Here is a 17,759-nt window from a genome sequence, read left to right as displayed (position 1 = left end):
GGGATGCCGTTTCTCTTCCCGTCCCGGGATGCCGCGCCATGTCCGACAAGCAATTCCATATTGCCCCCGAGCGGCCCGAAGACGCCGCCGCGATCGAAAAGCTTCACGAATTCGCCTTCGGGCCGGGGCGCTTCGCGCGCACCGCCTACCGCATGCGGGAGGGGGTTGAGGCGATCGCTTCGCTCTCCCACGCCGCCTGGACCCACGATGCGCTGATCGGCTCGATCCGTTTCTCGCCGGTCGCCATCGAAGACCGCGCCGGGCTGATGCTCGGACCCCTGGTGATCGACCCGGCGTGGAAGGGCCGCGGCGTCGGCCTCAAATTGATGCAGATCGGCCTGGAGGCGGCAACGAGCGAGCGCCATGGCTGGGTGATCCTGGTCGGCGACGAGCCCTACTATGCGCGGGCAGGCTTCAGCCGCGTCGCCGAAGGCCGCATCCGGTTGCCCGGCCCGGTCGATCCCGCGCGGCTTCTTGCTCTGGCGCTCAACGCCGGCGCGCTCGACGGGCTCGCAGGGGTCGTCAGGCCGGTCAAGAACGGGGCTTAGCGGCCTTCGCGGTACCAGGTGGCGGCAAGGCCCGCGAGCAGCAGAGCAAGCCCGAGAAGGCCGGCGAAGAGCGGGATCGAGCGGATGCCGCGCACCACATAGGCGTCGGTCCGCTTCAAGGCGATCCAGTCGCGCCCGGCCCAGTGGCGCACGTCGCTCAGAAGCGTGATGCGCGGCAGCTCGCCTGCGGCGTCGGCGGCGTCGATCCGGACGGTGCCGCCGCCGGTATCGGCAACAAGGTCGGCGACTTTGTCCTCGGTGGCGATCAGCTCGGCCAGCTCCTTCGGGTTGAGCGGGCCGACATTGGCAAGCGCCGTATGCTTGCCGTCGGTGAGGTGATAGAGGCCGATCTCGCCGGCCTCGATCTCGGCCCGCCACAGGCCGGGCTCGCTGCGCTCGAGCGCGACCTCGCGCTCGGCGCCCGAGGGTGTTGTTATCTTCACCGGAGCGGCTTCCTCCCCCATGGTCTGGCGCTCGATGACGAGCTTGCCGGCAGCCCCGTGCGCCGACAGCCGCTCCTCCTCCAACTCCGGCTCCTTCATCAGCCAGTGCGACAGCCGCCGCAGAAGCGCGATCTGCGGCCCGCCGCCCTCGAAGCCCCGCGACCACAGCCAGGCATGGTCGGTGAGAAGCAGCGCCACGCGCCCTTCCTCCTCGCGGCTGAGGATCAACAGCGGCACATTGTCGGGGCCGTTCATTACCGTCTCGCCGCGGTCGGGCGTCGCTTCGACGGCGCGGAACCAGCGGCCCCATCGCGGCGGGTCGGCGTCGGCGCCGGGAAGTCCGCGGGTGACCGGGTGGCGCCGGCCGCGCTCGGCGACGGTGGCGCGGAACGGCTCCTCGATGACCCGGCCGGTCGGTTCGGCCGGCAGCACCGGCGCCAGCGGCGAGCGGTAGATACTCGGCGTGCCGGCGAAGTCCGGTCCCGCCGCGACCAGGAGTGCGCCACCCTCGCGCACGTAGCGGGCGATATTGTCGAAATAGATGATCGGCAGCACGCCGCGGCGCTGATAGCGGTCGAGCACGATGAGATCGAACTCATCGATCTTGACCGAGAACAGCTCGCGCGTCGGAAACGCGATCAGCGACAATTGGTTGATCGGCGTGCCGTCCTGCTTCTCCGGCGGCCGCAGGATGGTGAAATGAACGAGATCGACCGAGGCGTCGGATTTGAGCAGGTTGCGCCAGGTGCGCTCGCCGGCGTGCGGCTCGCCGGAAACCAGGAGCACGCGCAGATTCTCCCGGATGCCCTCGGTGGCGACCACGGCGCGGTTGTTGGCGATGGTCAATTCGCCGGCCAGCGGCTCGGCCTCGAACTCGAAAATGTTCATGCCGCCATGGGTGATGTCGACCGGGATGAGCGCATTTTCGCCGGGCGCGATCTGCTTCACCGAGACGGTTTCGCCGTCGCGCCGCACGGTCACCTGGACCCGGTCGCGGACGTTCTGACTGGCCGCCTCGCGCGGCAGGTCCTCGACCCTGAGGGTGATGACCTGGGACTTGCCGACGAGGCCGAAGCGCGGCGCCCGGTGGACGATGAGCCGGCGGTCGTGCTCGCCAGGCCTGGCGGTGATCAGCGCGTGGACTGGCGCGTCGAAGCCGAGCGCCGCGGCGTTCGCCGGCACGTCGTGGACCTGGCCGTCGGTGACCAGGACGGCGCCGGCGATGCGCTCGGGCGGAACGTCGGACAATAGCCGGTTGAGGGTCGAAAACAGCGCCGTGCCGTCCTCACCGCTGCCCTCCGCGCGGACGCTCGCCCAACGGATCTCGATGTCCTTGAAGCGGGAGAGCCTGTCGGCGAGTGCCTCGCGCACCGCAGCGACGATCTCCTGACGCTTGGCCTGGACCTGGCTTGCGCTCTCGTCGACGATGACCGCAGCGATGCCGGGCAGACGGTCGCGCTCGGTCTCGGTCAGGCTCGGATTGAGGAGCGCGACGATGAGAAGCGTAAAGGCAAGCGCGCGCAGGAAGGTGCCGCGCTGGCGTCGCCACAACAGAATGGCGCACAAAACAAGCGCGACGAGGCCCGCCGCGGCGATGAGGGGGAGCGGCAGAAGCGGGGAAAGGACAACGGACCAGGTCATCGCATCGCCCCTACTGGCCGAGCCGCTCGAGCAGCGCCGGCACGTGCACCTGATCGGCCTTGTAGTTGCCGGTCAGCGTGTACATGACGATGTTGATGCCGGTGCGCAGCGCCATCTCCCGCTGGCGGTCGCCGCCGGGAACGACCGGATAGAGCGGCCGGCCCGAATCGTCCACCGCCCAAGCGGAGGCGAAGTCGTTGCTGGTGATCAGGATCGACGAGACGCCGTCGGAATTGCGCACCGGGCGCGGGTCGTCGGCCTCCGTCTCCGGCGTCGCCTCGACCCACAGCGTGCCGCCGTCCCAGCGCCCCGGAAAGTCCTGCAACAGATAGAACGCCTTGGTCAGCACATGGTCGACCGGCACCGGCTCGAGGGCCGGAATGTCGATCTTCTCGAGCAGCCGCCGCAGCGCCTGCGTCCCCGGCCCGTTGCCGGGCGAAAGCCCGGTCGCGCCCATCGCCTCGTCGCGGGTGTCGAACAGGATGGTGCCGCCCTGCTTCATGAACGCATCGACGCGGGCCAGCGTCTCCGGTTCGGGCAGCGGCGCGGACGGATCGATGGGCCAATAGATGATCGGGAAGAAGGCGAGCTCGTCGCGCGCCACGTCGACGCCGATCGGCTCGCCCGGCTCCAGCGCGGTGCGCTCCTGCAGCACGCGGCTCAGCCCCATGAGGCCGAGCCGCGCGGCGTCATTGAGTTCCTCGTTGGCGCTGAGGACAAAGGCAAGCCGCGTCTCCAGGGCCGCCTTGAGGGCAAACTCGTCGGCGCCCGCGTCCTGCGCGCGGACCTCGCGCCCGGCGCCCAACAACACGGTGAGGACCAGAACCGCGGCGCCGGCCGCGCGCGGCGCGAGCCTGAATCCGGCCAGATACATGATCGCGACGGCGTCGAGCGCCAAGAGGACGAGGGCCGCAAACAGGATCCACGGCTTCAGCGGCAGCGGGTTGGCCTGGGCGTAGGCGCGCTCGACGAAGCTGCCGGGCAGGTCGGTAAGCGGCGTCAGCGTGGCGTTGTGGGGCAGCACGTTGAGAGCGCGCAGCGCATCGGGGTGGCCGTAGAAGCCGGGTGGATGGTCGCTGCTGGCGACGACCGTGTCGATGGCGCCGGCCAGGATCGGTCGCGTCGTCGGGGCCGGCAGCGTCAGCACGCCGCGCCCGTCAAGCGTTCTTACCGGCGGCAGGGTGAGGGCCTCCTCGCTGGACGCAACGGCGGCCTCGGCGCCGCCGGCGGCAGCGCCCCCGGCCTCGGGCGCGGACCCGGTCGCCGGCGCCAGCTCCTGCAGGCGGGAGAGCATGTCGACGAACAGGCCCGACAGCGGCAGGTTGGACCAGGCGGTGTTGGCGGTGACGTGGAACAGCACCAGCCAGCCGCGGCCGCGCCTTGCGCCGGTGACCAGCGGCGTGCCGTCGGAAAGCTGCGCCCAGGTCTTCTCGGCGAGATCGATGTCGGGCTCGGCGAGCACTTGGCGCTCGATGGTCACCTCGGGCGGCGCGGCGAGGCCGGCGAAGGGTCCGGCCGGGTCGAAGGGGCCGAGAGGCTGCGGGGTGCTCCAGGACAGCGTGCCGCCGAGCGTCCGTCCGCCTTCGCGCAGGCGCACCGGCACCAGATCGTCGGCGCCTGCGGCGAGGCGATGGCCAGCGAAGCGGACCAGCACGCCGCCGCGTTCGACCCATTGCGACAGCGTATCGTAGGTGGCGCCGGCGATATGGCCGACATCGGTCGTCACGATCATCCCGACCTGCGCCTCGATCAACTGCTCGATACTCTCGGCGAGGTTGCTGCCGCGGTCGACATGGAGCTCGGCGAAGGGCGCCAATGCGCGCTCGACATAATAGAGCGGCGAGAGCAGAGGCTGAGAGATGTCGCGGGATTCGCCGGTGACAAGCCCGACGCGGCGCATTCGCCAGCGGTCGTCGACAAGCCGCACGGCGCCGGCGGACCGCACCGCGGCGATCTCGACGCGGGCGATCTCGTTGCGCAGCTCGAGCGGCATGTCGAGGCGGGCGCGCACTTCGCGTTCGGTGCCGCCGAAGGCGAAGGGGGCCTCGCCGAGGAAGCGGTCGTTGAGCGCCAGCGCCCGCAACGTGCCGGATCGCGGCGCGCCGCTAGCCGCCCGCATGACCGGAATCTCGAAGCCGGCGCCGTCATGGCGCGGCGCGCCGAGGACCAGCGGCATCTGGGTCAGATCGGGCAGATAGACGCTGATCCGCCCTGCCGGGCTAAGCGCGTCGAGCCCTTGCGCGAACTCGGCTCCGCTTCCATGGTCGATGCCGTCGGAAAGCCAGACGATGCGGGGATTATCGGTGCCGGCGAGCGCCTCGCTGGCGTGCTCGAGGGCGGCCATACGCTGCGGCGGAAAGGCGAGGGGGCCAAGGCCGGCGACCCGTTCAGCGGCGCGCTCGGCCTCCTGCGGCGGGGTGACGCCGGCCGGGCCGGCAGTCGCGGTCGGCACCAGCACGACCGGTTCGTCGGCGGAGCGCGCCCGCTCGATTTCGAAATGGACCGTGGCGAGCCGCCGCTCCCAATCGCCGCCCGAGGCCCAGCCATTGTCGACGAACAGAACCAGCGGTCCGCCGCCGGGGGCCGCCCCCGGTTCCGGCCGCAAGACCGGCGCCGCCAGCGCCAAAATGACCAGACCGGCAAGCAGCACGCGCAGCGCCGTCAGCCACCAGGGGCTCGTCGCCGGGGTCTCCTCCTCGTCCTTGAGGCCGAACATCAGCCGCACCGGCGGAAAGACTAGGCGCAGCGGACGCGGTGGCGTCTGGCGTAACAGCCACCAGATGGCGGGCAGCAGCACGAGCGCCCACAACAGCAGGGGCTGGCCAAAACCGATGGCGCCGAACAGCGACATCAGCCGGCCTCGCCGCCGGCCACGAGCCGCAACGGGCCGATCGCGTAGGCGCTGACTTCGGTCGGCGGGCGCAACAGGTCGCGCGGCGCCGAGAGGATGGCGTGGATTGCAAGCAGGGTGAGCTGAGGCGGCTGGTCGGTGTGGTGCAGGGTAAAGGTGCCGCCGACACGCCGGACGATTTCGCGCAGGCCCTGCTGGTGCCCCTCGAGGCGATCGCGGTAGCCCTCGCGCAGCGCCTCGGCGCGGCCGGTCAGGTAGCGCTCGTTGCTTTCCGGCGCCTCGAACTCGATGCGGCCGGAAAACGGGAACGTCTCCTCCATCGGGTCGAGAATCTGGATGAGATGGCAGCGCACACCCTGGGCGGCGATGGCCGACAGGCGCTCGTCGACCTTGTCCAGCGGCTCCAGCAGGTCGCTGAAAACGATATAGTCGGAATGGGTCGAGAGGCGGTCGACGGGCGGCAGGCTTGCTTCCAACCCCCGCCCGGGCTCCGACTGCGCGCGGCCCAACGCCTCGGCCATGCGCCGCGGCGCCCTTGGGCCGAGCGTCGGCCGGGTCAGGCCGGGGACGGCGATACGCTCACCGCCGCGCACCAATATCTCGCCGAGCGCCAGCGCCATGACGATGGCGCGCCGCTCCTTGGAGATCGGGGCGAGGTCGGAATGGAACACCATCGAGGCGGAGCGGTCGGGCCACAGCCAGATCGTGTGCGCGGCCTCCCATTCCTGCTCGCGGATATAGAGATGGTCGTCGCGCGCCGACCGGCGCCAATCGATGCGCGTCGGCAGGTCGCCCTGGGCGAAGCGCCTATATTGCCAGAAGGACTCGCCGATGCCGGCGCGCCGGCGGCCGTGCCAGCCGGGCGCCACGGTGTGGGCGATCGCCATGGCATCGACGAGGAGGGCCGGCAGCGCGGCCGCGGTCACGGCAGCGTCGTGATACCAACCGGTCCAGTGCTCGGTCGTCTCCACGGGGTTGCGCGCCACGTGGCTACCTCAGCCGCGCCGCGAGCTGACCGATGATCTCGGTGACGGAGTGTCCCTCGGCCCGTGCCGCGAAGGTCAGCGCCATGCGGTGCTTGAGCACCGGTTCGGCGAGCGCCGCGACGTCGTCGATCGACGGCGCAAATCGACCGTCGATCAGCGCCCGGGCGCGCACGCCGAGCATCAGCGCCTGGCTCGCCCGCGGACCCGGTCCCCAGGCGACCCACCGGGTGATTGCCTCATCGCCGCCGTCCGGCCGCGCCGCGCGGACCAGGCCGAGGATGGCCTCGACGACGCTTTCGCCGACCGGGATGCGGCGCGCCAGGCGCTGCGCCTCGGCGAGGTCCTCCGGCGTCATGGCGTGCTCGGGGTGGATTTCCTCAGCGCCGGTGGTCTCGAACAGCATCCGCCGCTCGGAGGCAAGGTCGGGATAGAGCACGTCGATCTGCATCAGGAAGCGGTCGAGCTGCGCCTCGGGCAGGGGATAGGTGCCCTCCTGTTCGAGCGGGTTCTGGGTCGCCAGCACGTGGAACGGGCGCGGCAGATCGTGGCGCTGCCCGGCGACGGTGACGTGATATTCCTGCATCGCCTGCAGCAGGGCCGCCTGGGTGCGCGGACTTGCCCGGTTGATCTCGTCAGCCATCAGGAGCTGGGTGAACACCGGCCCCTTGATGAAGCGGAAGCTGCGCCGGCCGGCGCTCGTTTCCTCGAGCACCTCGGAGCCGAGAATGTCCGGTGGCATCAGGTCGGGCGTGAACTGCACCCGCTTGGTGTCGAGGCCGAGCACCTTGCCGAGCGTGTCGATCAGCTTGGTCTTGGCGAGTCCGGGTACGCCGACGAGCAGCGCGTGGCCGCCGGACAGAAGGGTGATCAGGGTTTGCTCGACGACCGGCGCCTGACCGAAAATCACGGTGCCGATGGCATCTTTCACGCGTGCGATCTTGGCGCCGGATGTTTCTACCGCTGCCACGATCTCCGTGCTGGTTTGATTTATGTTGGTCATGGCCTCAAATATAGTGCCGAGCAGGCGTTTTGCGGAAGAGCGCAAATGACAAAAGGACGTGATTGCCGGACATTGGAGGAAATCGCGAACTTAGAGCTGTTTTTCGATTCTTGCCGCAACCATTCGGTGAAAATGCGGCGGTAAGTTTGGGCCAATCATCGGAAATCCGAAGACCAATGAGCAAGCAGACGGACAAGCGAGTAACCGGCGCCCAGGAGCTGGCGCGGATTCAAGCAGAGGCGAAACAGAGCAAAAAATCTGGGTCGCCGCCGGTGGAACGGTGGAATCCGCCCTTCTGCGGCGACCTCGACATGCGAATCGCCGGCGACGGAACTTGGTTCTATCTCGGCACGCCGATCGGCCGCAAGCGGCTGGTCAAGCTGTTCGCCTCGGTGCTGCGGCGCGAGGAGGACGGCAAATATTTTCTGGTGACCCCGGTGGAGAAGGTCGGCATCAGGGTCGACGACGCGCCGTTCCTCGCTGTCGAGATGCGCGTCGACAATCAGGGCCCGGATCAGGTCGTCGGCTTCCGCACCAATGTCGACGACGAGGTCCGCGTCGATGACCAGCATCCGCTGCGCTTCGAAGCCGAGGCGGGGACCGGCGGGCTGAAGCCCTATGTGCGGGTGCGCGGCCGCCTGGAGGCGCTGATCGCACGGCCCGTGTTCTACGATCTGGTGGCGCTGGGAACGGACGAAACGGTCGATCGCGAGCGGATGTTCGGGGTCTGGAGCTCGGGCCGCTTCTACGCCATGGCGCCGGCCGCCGCGCTGGCGGAGGCATGATGACGGACGTGTCGGAAACCGGCTCCTCGTCGTTCAGCGCCGCGGCGTTTACGGCCCGGGCGCGCAGGCGCCTCAGCCTCGATGCGGCGCGCGCCAGGGAGCCCGCCATCCGCCTGCCCGGGGGCGATCATGCGCTCGATCCCGGCTTCGAGGGCGCGCCGGGGGCGGCTTCGGTGCTGCGGCTTGCCGCCGTGCTCATTCCGGTCATCGCCCATCGCGACCAAGCAACCGTGCTGCTCACCCAGCGCACCGAGCATTTGCCGTCCCATGCCGGCCAGATCGCATTTCCCGGCGGCAAGATCGAAGAGGCCGACGAAACGCCGCTTTCCGCCGCCCTGCGCGAGGCGCAGGAGGAGGTCGGCCTGCCGCCGGGCCATGTCGAGCCGATCGGCTATCTGCGCCCCTATCACTCGCGCACCGGCTTCAATATCGTGCCGGTCGTCGCCACGGTGCGGCCGGGCTTCACGCTCACGCTCGACCAGAGCGAGGTCGCCGATGCCTTCGAGGTGCCGCTGTCCTTCCTGATGAACCCGGACAATCACCAGCGCCTAAGCCGCGTGCTGCGCGGCGAGCTGCGTCATTTCTTCGCCATGCCGTATCAAAATCGTTACATCTGGGGTGTTACGGCAGGCATCATCCGCGAGCTATACGACGAGGTCTATCGCCGCTGAACGGCGATCCACGGAACCGGCGATGAGCGGGATGCAGGAAGACAGCTTACCAAGTCTTGCCGGGCAGGATTGGCTGCACGACCCGGCGTTGCAGAGCGTCTTGGCGGCGCTCGGCGGCGGCGAGGAGGGGCTGACCCGGATCGTCGGCGGGGCGGTGCGCAACGCGCTGTTCGACCGCCCGGTCAAGGACATCGACCTTGCCACGCGGGTGCCGCCCGAGCAGGTCCTGGCCAAGTCCGGCCGGGCCGGGCTCAAGGCGGTGCCGACGGGGATCGACCACGGCACGGTCACGGTGATCGCCCATGGCCGGCCGTTCGAGGTAACGACCCTGCGGCTCGATCTGGAGACCTATGGCCGGCACGCGCTCGTCGTCTTCACCGATGACTGGAAGGAGGACGCGCGCAGGCGCGACTTCACCATCAACGCGCTTTATGCCGACGCGGAAGGCCGGGTGTTCGACCCGCTCGGCGGCTATCGGGACATCGCCGCGCGGCGCGTGCGCTTCATCGGCGACGCCGACGCGCGGCTCGGCGAGGACTATCTGCGCATCCTGCGCTTCTTCCGCCTGCACGCGGAATATGGCGAGGGCGCGCTCGACGCCGAGGGGCTTGCGGCCTGTGTGCGCGCGCGCCACGGCCTCGCGCAGCTTTCCGCCGAGCGCCTCGGCCAGGAGACGCGGCGTCTGATGCAAGCGGACGAACCGCTTAGCGCCGTCACGGCCATGGTCGAGACCGGCATCTCGCTCGATCTCTTCGCCGGCGTCGCCTATCTCGGCCCCTTCGCCCATCTCCTGCGCATCGAGGCGGCGCTCGGACTCGATATCGATGCGACGCTGCGGCTTGCCGTTCTCGGCTGTGCGGTGGCCGAGGACGCCGACCGGCTCAACACCCGGCTGCGCCTGTCGCGGGCCGAGCATCAGCGCCTCGTCGCGGCGAGCGAGCATTGGTGGGAGATGACGCCGGCGCTGCCGGAAGCCGATCGCAAGCACGCGCTCTACCGGGCCGGCAGAGGCACCTTCACCGACCGGGTGCTGGCCTCCTGGGCGCGGCGCGGCGGGGCGATGGACGATCCGGGCTGGAAGGCGCTCTACCGGTTGCCGGAGCGCTGGCGCGTGCCGGAGCTGCCGTGGCGCGGGGCCGATCTCAGGCAGCGCGGCATCAAGGGCGGCCCGCATGTCGGCACGATCCTGCGGGCGGCCGAGGAACGCTGGATCGCGTGCGGCTTTCCGACCGCCAAGGAGGAACTCGACGTTCTCATCGAGGAGGCCATCGCCGCGGGGGGCGAATAGCGCCGCTCAGCTTTCTCCAAGCAGCGCGCGGATGGGGGCGGCCGCCTTTTCCGGCGCCTGCTTCAGATTGAGCGGGCTGACGAATTTCCCCTCCGCGTCGAACAGATAGACCAGCGCCGTGTGATCGACCGTGTAGTCGCCGCCCTCGAGCGGCACCTTCCGATAATAGACCCGGTAGGCCTTGGCGATCTCGCGGGTCTCCTCCGGGGTGCCGGTGAACCCGCGAATATGCGGGTTGAAGGCCTGCAGATAGTCCTTCATTGCCTGCGGCGTGTCGCGCTCCGGATCGACCGAGATGAATACCGCGTTGATGCGGTCGGCGTCGTCGCCCATCTTTTCCAGCACCGCCGACATATCGTAAAGCGTCGTCGGACAGACTTCCGGGCAATAGGTGAAGCCGAAAAACAGGATCGACGGCTTGCCGAGGAGCGACTTTTCGGTGACCGGCCCGCCGTTCTCGTCGGTCATGGTGAACGGGCCGCCGACCTGCGCCTCGCCCGAGGAGATGACGGTGCCGATGCCGCCGGGCCGCGACAGGGTGAAGACGGCGATCGCCGTGATGACCAGCGCCGCCGCGAGCGCCGCAAAGGCGGTGTAGATTGCGAGCCGGGGAGGCCCGCGCCGTCCGCTCATGGCTTTCCTTCACCCTGGTTCATGTTCATTCCATGGCCTTCGGAAGACATGCCCTCCATGGCGGGTCCGCCGGGCGCCGCCGCGCCCATCGCCACCACTGGAACGGAAATCTCGATGCGCCCGGCGGTCTCGAAGACCGCTGTCGCATGAAACGTGTCACCTGCTTTCAGCGGGTGTTTGAGGCCGATCAGCATGCCGTGCAACCCGCCGGGGGCGAGCGCGACGGTTTCACCCGGCGCGACGACGACGCCGTCTGTCAGCGGGCGCATCCGCATGACGTCGCCCTCCATGGTCATTTCGTGGATCACGCCACCGTCGGCCACGTCGCTCTCAATGCCGATCAGCCGGTCGGGCGCGCCGCCGGAGTTGCGGATGGTCGCATAGACCGCGCCGGTCCTTGCCGCCGGCGGGGTCGCCCGTGCCCAGGCCTCGGAGACTGCGATGCCGTTCTGCGCCTCGCCTTGAGCCAAGGCGGAAAGGGCGAGGGCGGCGACAACAAACGCCGCAAGGCACAGGGCCGCGAGCTTCGAAAGTCTCATGACGGGTCTTCCATGTTAAGACGAATCACGCCGGCCTCAGAAACAGTTCCATATCCCATTGGCCAGCATGTCGACATAGATGAGAAGCCCGTGGCGCTGCCACAAGGCAAGGCCCGCCAGCAGCAGAATTCCGGCCGCGGCGGCGAACAGTGCGACCGCCGCCGGCGGTCCGAGGAGGCCATTGCGTGTCTCGCTGCCGGGGTTCCGCTGTCGGGTCATGAGGGTAAAAATAGTGCATCGGCCGGGTAATGAAAGGGGTTTCACGGCCATTTGGCGATCGGCGGCATCGAGGACAGGATCGCCTCGACATGGCCGCCGGTCTTCAGCCCGAAGGTCGTGCCGCGGTCGTAGAGCAGATTGTACTCGACGTAGCGGCCGCGCCGGACGAGCTGTTCCTCGCGCTCCGCCTCGGTCCAGGGCCGGTCCATGTTGCGCCGGACGAGCACCGGATAGATGCCGAGAAAGGCGTCGCCCACGGCGCGCGTGAAGGCGAAACCGGCGTCCCAGTCCTCGACCTCCAGCCGGTCGTAGAAGATGCCGCCGACGCCGCGCATCTCGCCCCGGTGCGGCAGGTAGAAGTAGCGGTCGCACCAGTCCTTGAAGCTGGCATAGTCGGCCACGTCCTTATGCGTATCGCAGGCGGCCCGCATGGCGGCGTGGAAGTCGCTTGTGTCGGGGTCCTCCTGGCTGCGGCGGCGTTCGAGCACCGGGGTCAGGTCGGCGCCGCCGCCGAACCACAGTTTCGAGGTGACGATCATGCGGGTGTTCATGTGCGCCGCCGGCACGTTGGGATTGCACGGGTGGGCGATGAGCGAAATGCCGCTCGCCCAGAAACGCGGGTCCTCGGCGCCCCCTGGGATCTCGCCGCGGAACTCTTCCGAGAACTCGCCGTAGACGGTCGAAACATGGACCCCGACCTTCTCGAACACGCGCCCGCGCAACAGCGCCATCTCGCCGCCGCCGCTATCGCCGCAGTCCCCCTTTCCGCCGCCATGGTCCTCTCGCGTCCAGGGCGTGCTTTCGAAGCGGCCCTGCGGCCGGTCGCTGCCGGGGCCAGTCAGCTCGACCTCCAGGTCCTCGAAGGCGGCGCAGATCTTGTTGCGCAACTCGGAAAACCACTCGGCCGCGCGTCGTTTCTTGGCGTCGAGGTCGGGGGGCAAGGTCATCTGCGGCGATCTCCGTCAGCACTGGGCGCTGACGAACGCGTTGATCTCCGCCGGAGCGGCGAAGACGAGGAAGGCCCGGTCGCCCATCATGCCGGACTGTATCAACACCGGATGGTTGGGGGCCGGACCGAGGTCGCTGCCATCGGTCTTGATGCGCAGGTTGAACTCCCAGAATTCATGTGCCTCTCCGCTTTCGCTGACGACTGTATAGGTATCGCGGCAATAACGCACCGAAACGACCCGGTTGGCCGGCGGCGCGGCCTTGAGGTCCATCGGTTCTTCTTGGCCGGCCATTGGCTCCTGCTCGGCATTTTGCGCCGGTGCCGGAGCCTGCGCGCGCCGATGTTCCGAGACCTGGCGCAGGAAGGCGATCAGGTCGCGCCGCTGTCCGGCATCGGACATGCCGCGGAAGATCATCCGGTTGCCGGGGACGAGGGCGCGCGTGTCGGCGAGCCAAGCGTCCAGCGTATCGGCGTCCCAGACAATCCCGGAATTCCGGAGGGCCTGCGAATAGCGGCTGAAACCTTCCGCGGTCCCGGCGTGCCGGTCCCAGATATCGGCGAGACTGGGACCGGTCATGTGACGCTTGGGCGTCAGCGAATGGCAGGCCGCGCAGGCCCGGAAAATCTGTTCGCCCTTTGCCAGATCGCCGTCCTCGGCCGCAAGAACGGCGGCAGGATGGAACGCAAACGACAAGACAAGTGCAACGAGCGGGTAATCGTAACGCATGGTCCACCTCCAGAAATCCTGGCACTATGGCGGGAAGCCGAAGATTCGCAGCCAACCCGCCTGCCATTGAATCGCTTCTCCCATTCCGCCGCTTACGCGACGACTGCTTGCTGGCTGAGAAGCGGGTGTTTCGGAGGGGCGGGGTCGGGCGAACGGGGCAGACCATCCCGATCATCGGCCCTTGCATGATCCAAAGTCAGCCCGGGCGCCGCGGAACCGACGAAAGTCGCAAGGGCAAGGGCCGGTGCGGCCTCGCAATGGACCGGGCAGTTGCCGTTGCCGACGATGGTTTGACAGGTGGCGCCGCAGTCGCAACAGCCGCCCGCGGCAACCCTTCCGTCATGGATGGGCGCCGGAAGGTCCGCCGACCAGGCGGCCGCGGTCGCCGGAGGCGCCAGGGCGCCGAGGCCGAAAATCACGGCCAAAACGAAACCAAGGGCGGCGAACATTCTCATCGGCACGCATATTCCCGCAATTGCCGAAAGCTGGCAACGACGAAACGCATGGCCTCGGCCCGCGGCTTTGGGCTTATCGCGGTTTGAGGACCAGCAGCTTGATGATGTCCTCGAAGACGAAGCGCTTCGCGACAAGCCTGAGGCCGGCGTCCTCGACATAACGCTCGGTATCGCGGTCGAACGTCGCGCCATAGGCGAAGCGCACCCAGGGCGCCCACAGCCGCATGACGAAGCGTTTCATCGGCCTTTGCGAATAGGCGTATTCGATGATGCGGATCTCGCCCTCGGGCTTGACCACGCGGGCAAGCTCCTTGAGGCCCGGAAGCTGTTCGTCGTTGTCGAGGACGCAGAACAGGAAGGTCGCGACCGCGAAGTCGAAATGCGCGTCGGGAAAGGCGGTCGCCGTCGCGTCCATTTCGATAAGCTCGACCGGCGAACCGAGGCGCTCCTTGCGCCGTCGCGCCCGGGCCAGCATCTGCGGCGAAAGGTCGATGCCGACCACCTCGGCGCCGGGCGGATAGAACGGGATGTTGCGCCCGGTCCCGACTCCGGCATCGAGGATGGTGCCGCCGAGGCCCTCGAACAGCATCCGCCTGATCGGCTGGTAGCGCCCGTGCTCGAAGGGAAGGTCGAGCAGGTCGTAAAGCCGGGCGACGTGGGCATAGGGTCGTTTCTTGGTCATGTCCTTGTCTGGCGCAGCGCCTCGCCGAGCACCATGGCAGCGGCGACGGCGACGTTGAGCGAGCGCAGGCCCGCGCGCATGGGGATTCGCAATCGCGCGTCCGCGGCCTTATGGACGCTCGCCGGCACGCCCGCCGACTCGCGCCCGAGAAGTAGGACATCGTCGCCGGCAAACGCAAAGCCGATATAGCTCGTCTCCGCCTTGGTCGTCAGCAGGATCAGGCGCGCGGCCGGGTTTATCCGCCGCCACGCTTCGAACGCGGCAAACGAGGCGTGGCGCTTCAGATCGACGCGATCGAGATAGTCGAGACCGGCGCGGCGAAAGGCGCGGTCGCTCGCCGGAAAGCCGGCCGGCTCGATGACGTCGACGGCGACGTCGAGGCAGGCGCACAGGCGCAGAATGGTCCCCGCGTTCTGCGGAATGTCCGGCTGGTAGAGGGCGACGCGCATGGCTTCAATCGAGCGACAATCCGCCCATTGGCTTTTCACCGTCAAGGCATTATGCGACGCTTCGCCCTCGGGCTCACGCGGTGCTGGACATTGGATTTGAACTTTGCCAAAAGAAGCCCGCATTTTCCGGGCCTTGCGGGGTGGCGCCGGCTCTGACCGAGGGAACCTGACGGTCGGGAAGACGGATTCCATTTGGCATCAAGCCGGCTCGTGTGTCATGCGACACACGCCAGCCGCCACCGCAGGCGCCTGCAAACAGGGGGTGAAAGCGTGGCCACAAGAAGTACGGCGGAACCAACGCGCCGGGATTTCCTCTACATCGCCACCGGTTCGTTCGCCGCGGTCGGCGCCATGGCCGCCGCCTGGCCGATCATCGACCAGATGAACCCCGACGCCAGCATCCAGGCGCTCGCCGCCATCGAGGTCGATCTCAGCGCCATCGAGGTCGGCCAGGGCGTGACCGTGCGGTGGCAGGGCAAGCCGGTCTTCATCCGCGAGCGCACGGACAAGGAGATCGAGGAGGCGCGGAACATCGATCTCGCCGAGCTGCGTGACCCGCAGGCCGACGCCGACCGGGTTAAGGCGGGCCGCGAGCAGTGGCTGATCGTGGTCGGGATCTGTACCCATCTCGGCTGCGTGCCGCTGGGCCAGAAGGACGGCGACCCGCGCGGCGACTGGGGCGGCTGGTTCTGCCCCTGCCACGGCTCCCACTACGACACGTCGGGCCGCATCCGCAAAGGGCCGGCGCCGCAGAACCTGTTGGTTCCGGCCTATGAGTTCCTCGACGACGAGCATGTCCGGATCGGCTAGGGGAAGACAGGCATGAGCGTGCTCCACGGCGACAAATACACACCCAAATCGGCGTTCATGAAATGGTTCGAGAGCCGACTGCCGGTGATGAGCTTCCTTTATCCTACGGCGATCACCTTTCCGACGCCGCGCAACCTCAACTATTTCTGGACCTTCGGCGCCATCCTGATGGCCTTCCTGGTAATCCAGCTGATCACCGGAATCGTGCTCGCCATGCACTACACGGCGCATGTGGACTTCGCCTTCGAGAGCGTCGAGCATATCATGCGCGACGTGAACTATGGCTGGCTGCTGCGCTATCTGCACGCCAACGGCAGCTCGCTGTTCTTCCTCGCCGTCTATATCCACATCTTCCGCGGCCTCTATTACGGCTCCTACAAGGCGCCGCGCGAGATCCTGTGGATCGTCGGCGTCGTCATCCTGCTTCTCATGATGGCGACCGCCTTCATGGGCTACGTGCTGCCGTGGGGCCAGATGAGCTTCTGGGCGGCGACGGTGATCACCAACCTGTTCAGTGCCATTCCGCTCATCGGCACCGAGGTCACCCAATGGCTGTGGGGCGGCTACTCAGTCGACAATCCGACGCTGAACCGCTTCTTCTCGCTGCACTATCTGCTGCCGTTCCTGATCGCCGGCGCGGTGGTGGTGCACATCTGGGCGCTGCACGTGCCGGGCAACAACAACCCGCTCGGGGTCGATACCAAGACCAAGCAGGACACGCTGCCCTTCCATCCCTATTACACGGTCAAGGACACCTTCGCGCTCGTCGCCTTCTTCCTGCTGTTCGCGGCGCTGGTCTTCTACGCGCCCAACTATCTCAGCCATCCCGACAATTACATCAAGGCGAACCCGCTGGTGACACCGGCGCACATCGTGCCGGAATGGTACTTCCTGCCCTATTACGCGATCCTGCGGGCGGTCCCCGACAAGCTCGGCGGGGTGATCGCCATGTTCGCCTCGATCGGCGTCCTGTTCGTGCTGCCGTGGCTCGATACGTCGAAGGTGCGCTCGGCCAATTATCGGCCTATGTACATCCCGTTCTTCTGGATCCTGGTCGTGGTGAGCATCGGCCTCGGCTATCTCGGCTCGAAACCGCCGGAGGGCGGATACGTGATCGCGGCGCGGATCCTGACCGCCTACTATTTCTTCCATTTCCTGATCCTCTTGCCGCTGCTCGGCCTCATCGAGAAGACGCGGCCGCTGCCGGAAAGCATCGCAACCGCCGTGCTCGGCAAACAGGCCAAGACGGATGCCGGCCACAGGGGCGCGTCATGACCGACCTTCTCGCCCACGGGCTGCGGCGCCTCGTCGTCGCGTCGCTTCTGGCCGGCTGCGCCGTCTCCCTTGCCGCCGATCGCGTGGGTGCCGCGGAAGAGGTCGCGCCGCCGGGCGTGGATTGGAGCTTTTCCGGCCCCTTCGGCACCTTCGACCGCGCCCAGTTGCAGCGCGGCTACAAGGTCTATCGCGAGGTCTGCTCGGCCTGCCATTCGATGCGGATGCTGTCGTTCCGAAATCTCGCCGAGCCGGGCGGTCTCGAATTCTCCGAGGCCGAGGTCAAGGCGCTCGCCGCCGAGTTCGAGGTCGAGGACGGCCCGGACGATGAGGGGGAGATGTTCACCCGGGCGGGCCTTCCCTCCGACCGCTTCCCGTCGCCCTTCGCCAACGAGCAGGCCGCCCGCGCCGCCAATAATGGCGCGCTGCCGCCCGACCTGTCGGTGATGGCAAAGGCGCGCCCGCACGGGCCCGACTATATCCACGCGCTTCTGGCTGGCTATGAGGAGCCGCCGACCGGCTTCGAGCTGCGCGAGGGCATGAACTACAACGCCTATTTCCCCGGCCGCCAGATCGCCATGGCGCCGCCGCTCGGCGAGGGCGTGGTCGAGTACACCGACGGCTCGCCGGAGACGGTCGAGCAATACGCTAGCGACGTGACCGCGTTCCTGATGTGGGCGGCCGAGCCGAAACTCGAGGCGCGCCACAGGATGGGCTTCAACGTCATGATCTATCTGTTGATCCTCACCGGCCTGCTCTACGCCGCCAAGCGGCGGCTGTTCGCCGGCGTCGCGCATTGAAGGAACGCACG

At 68.0% G+C, this 17,759-nt stretch carries 18 protein-coding genes; 7 read left to right on the top strand and 11 right to left on the bottom strand.

Features of this window, described 5'->3' with window-relative positions; translation table 11 throughout:
* The first annotated feature begins 38 nt into the window (after positions 1–38).
* Positions 39–548 carry an N-acetyltransferase gene (locus Q8P46_14135; protein ID MDP2621287.1) on the top strand — a complete coding sequence of 170 codons (510 nt, stop codon included), beginning with the start codon at positions 39–41 and terminating at the stop codon, positions 546–548.
* On the opposite strand, the gene Q8P46_14130 is transcribed toward Q8P46_14135, so the two are convergent.
* The 4 genes from Q8P46_14130 to Q8P46_14115 are packed head-to-tail and all read right to left on the bottom strand — an operon-like array spanning position 545 to position 7,469.
* Complete coding sequence (locus tag Q8P46_14130) at positions 545–2,632, bottom strand: hypothetical protein (GenBank protein ID MDP2621286.1); 2,088 nt, start codon at positions 2,630–2,632, stop codon at positions 545–547. The two genes, Q8P46_14135 and Q8P46_14130, sit on opposite strands and share 4 nt — an antisense overlap.
* Positions 2,633–2,642: 10 nt before the next feature.
* Positions 2,643–5,483, bottom strand: coding sequence for a DUF4159 domain-containing protein (locus Q8P46_14125; GenBank protein ID MDP2621285.1), 2,841 nt, complete (start codon positions 5,481–5,483; stop codon positions 2,643–2,645).
* Positions 5,483–6,469: a DUF58 domain-containing protein gene (locus Q8P46_14120; GenBank protein MDP2621284.1), complete on the bottom strand. Its 987-nt coding sequence runs from the start codon at positions 6,467–6,469 to the stop codon at positions 5,483–5,485. Before Q8P46_14120 ends, Q8P46_14125 begins: the two co-directional genes overlap by 1 nt.
* A gap of 4 nt (positions 6,470–6,473) precedes the next feature.
* Positions 6,474–7,469, bottom strand: a complete 996-nt coding sequence (locus Q8P46_14115) for a MoxR family ATPase (protein MDP2621283.1) — start codon at positions 7,467–7,469, stop codon at positions 6,474–6,476.
* A 176-nt stretch (positions 7,470–7,645) separates the two neighbouring features.
* Here Q8P46_14115 and Q8P46_14110 point away from each other — a divergent pair, with 176 nt between their 5' ends.
* The 3 genes from Q8P46_14110 to Q8P46_14100 are packed head-to-tail and all read left to right on the top strand — an operon-like array spanning position 7,646 to position 10,213.
* Positions 7,646–8,254, top strand: coding sequence for a DUF1285 domain-containing protein (locus Q8P46_14110; protein MDP2621282.1), 609 nt, complete (start codon positions 7,646–7,648; stop codon positions 8,252–8,254).
* Positions 8,254–8,925: a CoA pyrophosphatase gene (locus Q8P46_14105; GenBank protein MDP2621281.1), complete on the top strand. Its 672-nt coding sequence runs from the start codon at positions 8,254–8,256 to the stop codon at positions 8,923–8,925. Before Q8P46_14110 ends, Q8P46_14105 begins: the two co-directional genes overlap by 1 nt.
* Before the next feature lie 22 nt (positions 8,926–8,947).
* Positions 8,948–10,213 (top strand): CCA tRNA nucleotidyltransferase, encoded by a 1,266-nt coding sequence (locus Q8P46_14100; GenBank protein ID MDP2621280.1) that lies wholly within the window; start codon positions 8,948–8,950, stop codon positions 10,211–10,213.
* Between the two features lie 6 nt (positions 10,214–10,219).
* Here Q8P46_14100 and Q8P46_14095 read toward each other — a convergent pair whose 3' ends face one another.
* From Q8P46_14095 to Q8P46_14065, 7 genes are all read right to left on the bottom strand, one after another.
* On the bottom strand, positions 10,220–10,846 hold the full coding sequence (locus Q8P46_14095; protein ID MDP2621279.1) for an SCO family protein: 627 nt from the start codon (positions 10,844–10,846) through the stop codon (positions 10,220–10,222).
* The gene (locus Q8P46_14090; protein MDP2621278.1) at positions 10,843–11,385 is read right to left on the bottom strand and encodes a copper chaperone PCu(A)C; all 543 of its coding nucleotides are present in this window, start codon (positions 11,383–11,385) and stop codon (positions 10,843–10,845) included. Before Q8P46_14090 ends, Q8P46_14095 begins: the two co-directional genes overlap by 4 nt.
* Positions 11,386–11,421: 36 nt before the next feature.
* On the bottom strand, positions 11,422–11,604 hold the full coding sequence (locus Q8P46_14085) for a hypothetical protein (GenBank protein MDP2621277.1): 183 nt from the start codon (positions 11,602–11,604) through the stop codon (positions 11,422–11,424).
* Positions 11,605–11,645: 41 nt separating this feature from the next.
* Positions 11,646–12,551: an oxygen-dependent coproporphyrinogen oxidase gene (gene hemF, locus Q8P46_14080; protein ID MDP2621276.1), complete on the bottom strand. Its 906-nt coding sequence runs from the start codon at positions 12,549–12,551 to the stop codon at positions 11,646–11,648.
* A gap of 15 nt (positions 12,552–12,566) precedes the next feature.
* On the bottom strand, positions 12,567–13,280 hold the full coding sequence (locus Q8P46_14075; protein MDP2621275.1) for a cytochrome c family protein: 714 nt from the start codon (positions 13,278–13,280) through the stop codon (positions 12,567–12,569).
* 528 nt (positions 13,281–13,808) lie between these two features.
* Positions 13,809–14,417 (bottom strand): class I SAM-dependent methyltransferase, encoded by a 609-nt coding sequence (locus tag Q8P46_14070; GenBank protein MDP2621274.1) that lies wholly within the window; start codon positions 14,415–14,417, stop codon positions 13,809–13,811.
* Positions 14,414–14,866, bottom strand: a complete 453-nt coding sequence (locus Q8P46_14065) for a tRNA (cytidine(34)-2'-O)-methyltransferase (GenBank protein ID MDP2621273.1) — start codon at positions 14,864–14,866, stop codon at positions 14,414–14,416. The genes Q8P46_14070 and Q8P46_14065 overlap by 4 nt, the downstream gene beginning before the upstream one ends.
* Before the next feature lie 270 nt (positions 14,867–15,136).
* On the opposite strand from Q8P46_14065, the gene petA reads away from it, so the two are divergent.
* From petA to Q8P46_14050, 3 genes are read left to right on the top strand one after another with little or no spacing between them, the layout of a single operon-like run.
* Positions 15,137–15,676: a ubiquinol-cytochrome c reductase iron-sulfur subunit gene (gene petA / locus Q8P46_14060; GenBank protein ID MDP2621272.1), complete on the top strand. Its 540-nt coding sequence runs from the start codon at positions 15,137–15,139 to the stop codon at positions 15,674–15,676.
* Between the two features lie 12 nt (positions 15,677–15,688).
* On the top strand, positions 15,689–16,951 hold the full coding sequence (locus Q8P46_14055; GenBank protein ID MDP2621271.1) for a cytochrome b/b6: 1,263 nt from the start codon (positions 15,689–15,691) through the stop codon (positions 16,949–16,951).
* Complete coding sequence (locus tag Q8P46_14050) at positions 16,948–17,748, top strand: cytochrome c1 (GenBank protein MDP2621270.1); 801 nt, start codon at positions 16,948–16,950, stop codon at positions 17,746–17,748. The genes Q8P46_14055 and Q8P46_14050 overlap by 4 nt, the downstream gene beginning before the upstream one ends.
* The last annotated feature ends 11 nt before the right edge of the window (positions 17,749–17,759 follow it).

The organism is Hyphomicrobiales bacterium, from assembly GCA_030688605.1.
Lineage (GTDB): Bacteria > Pseudomonadota > Alphaproteobacteria > Rhizobiales > NORP267 > JAUYJB01.
The sequence above is the reverse complement of the archived record's forward strand: the minus strand, read 5'-3'. Positions and strand labels throughout refer to the sequence as shown.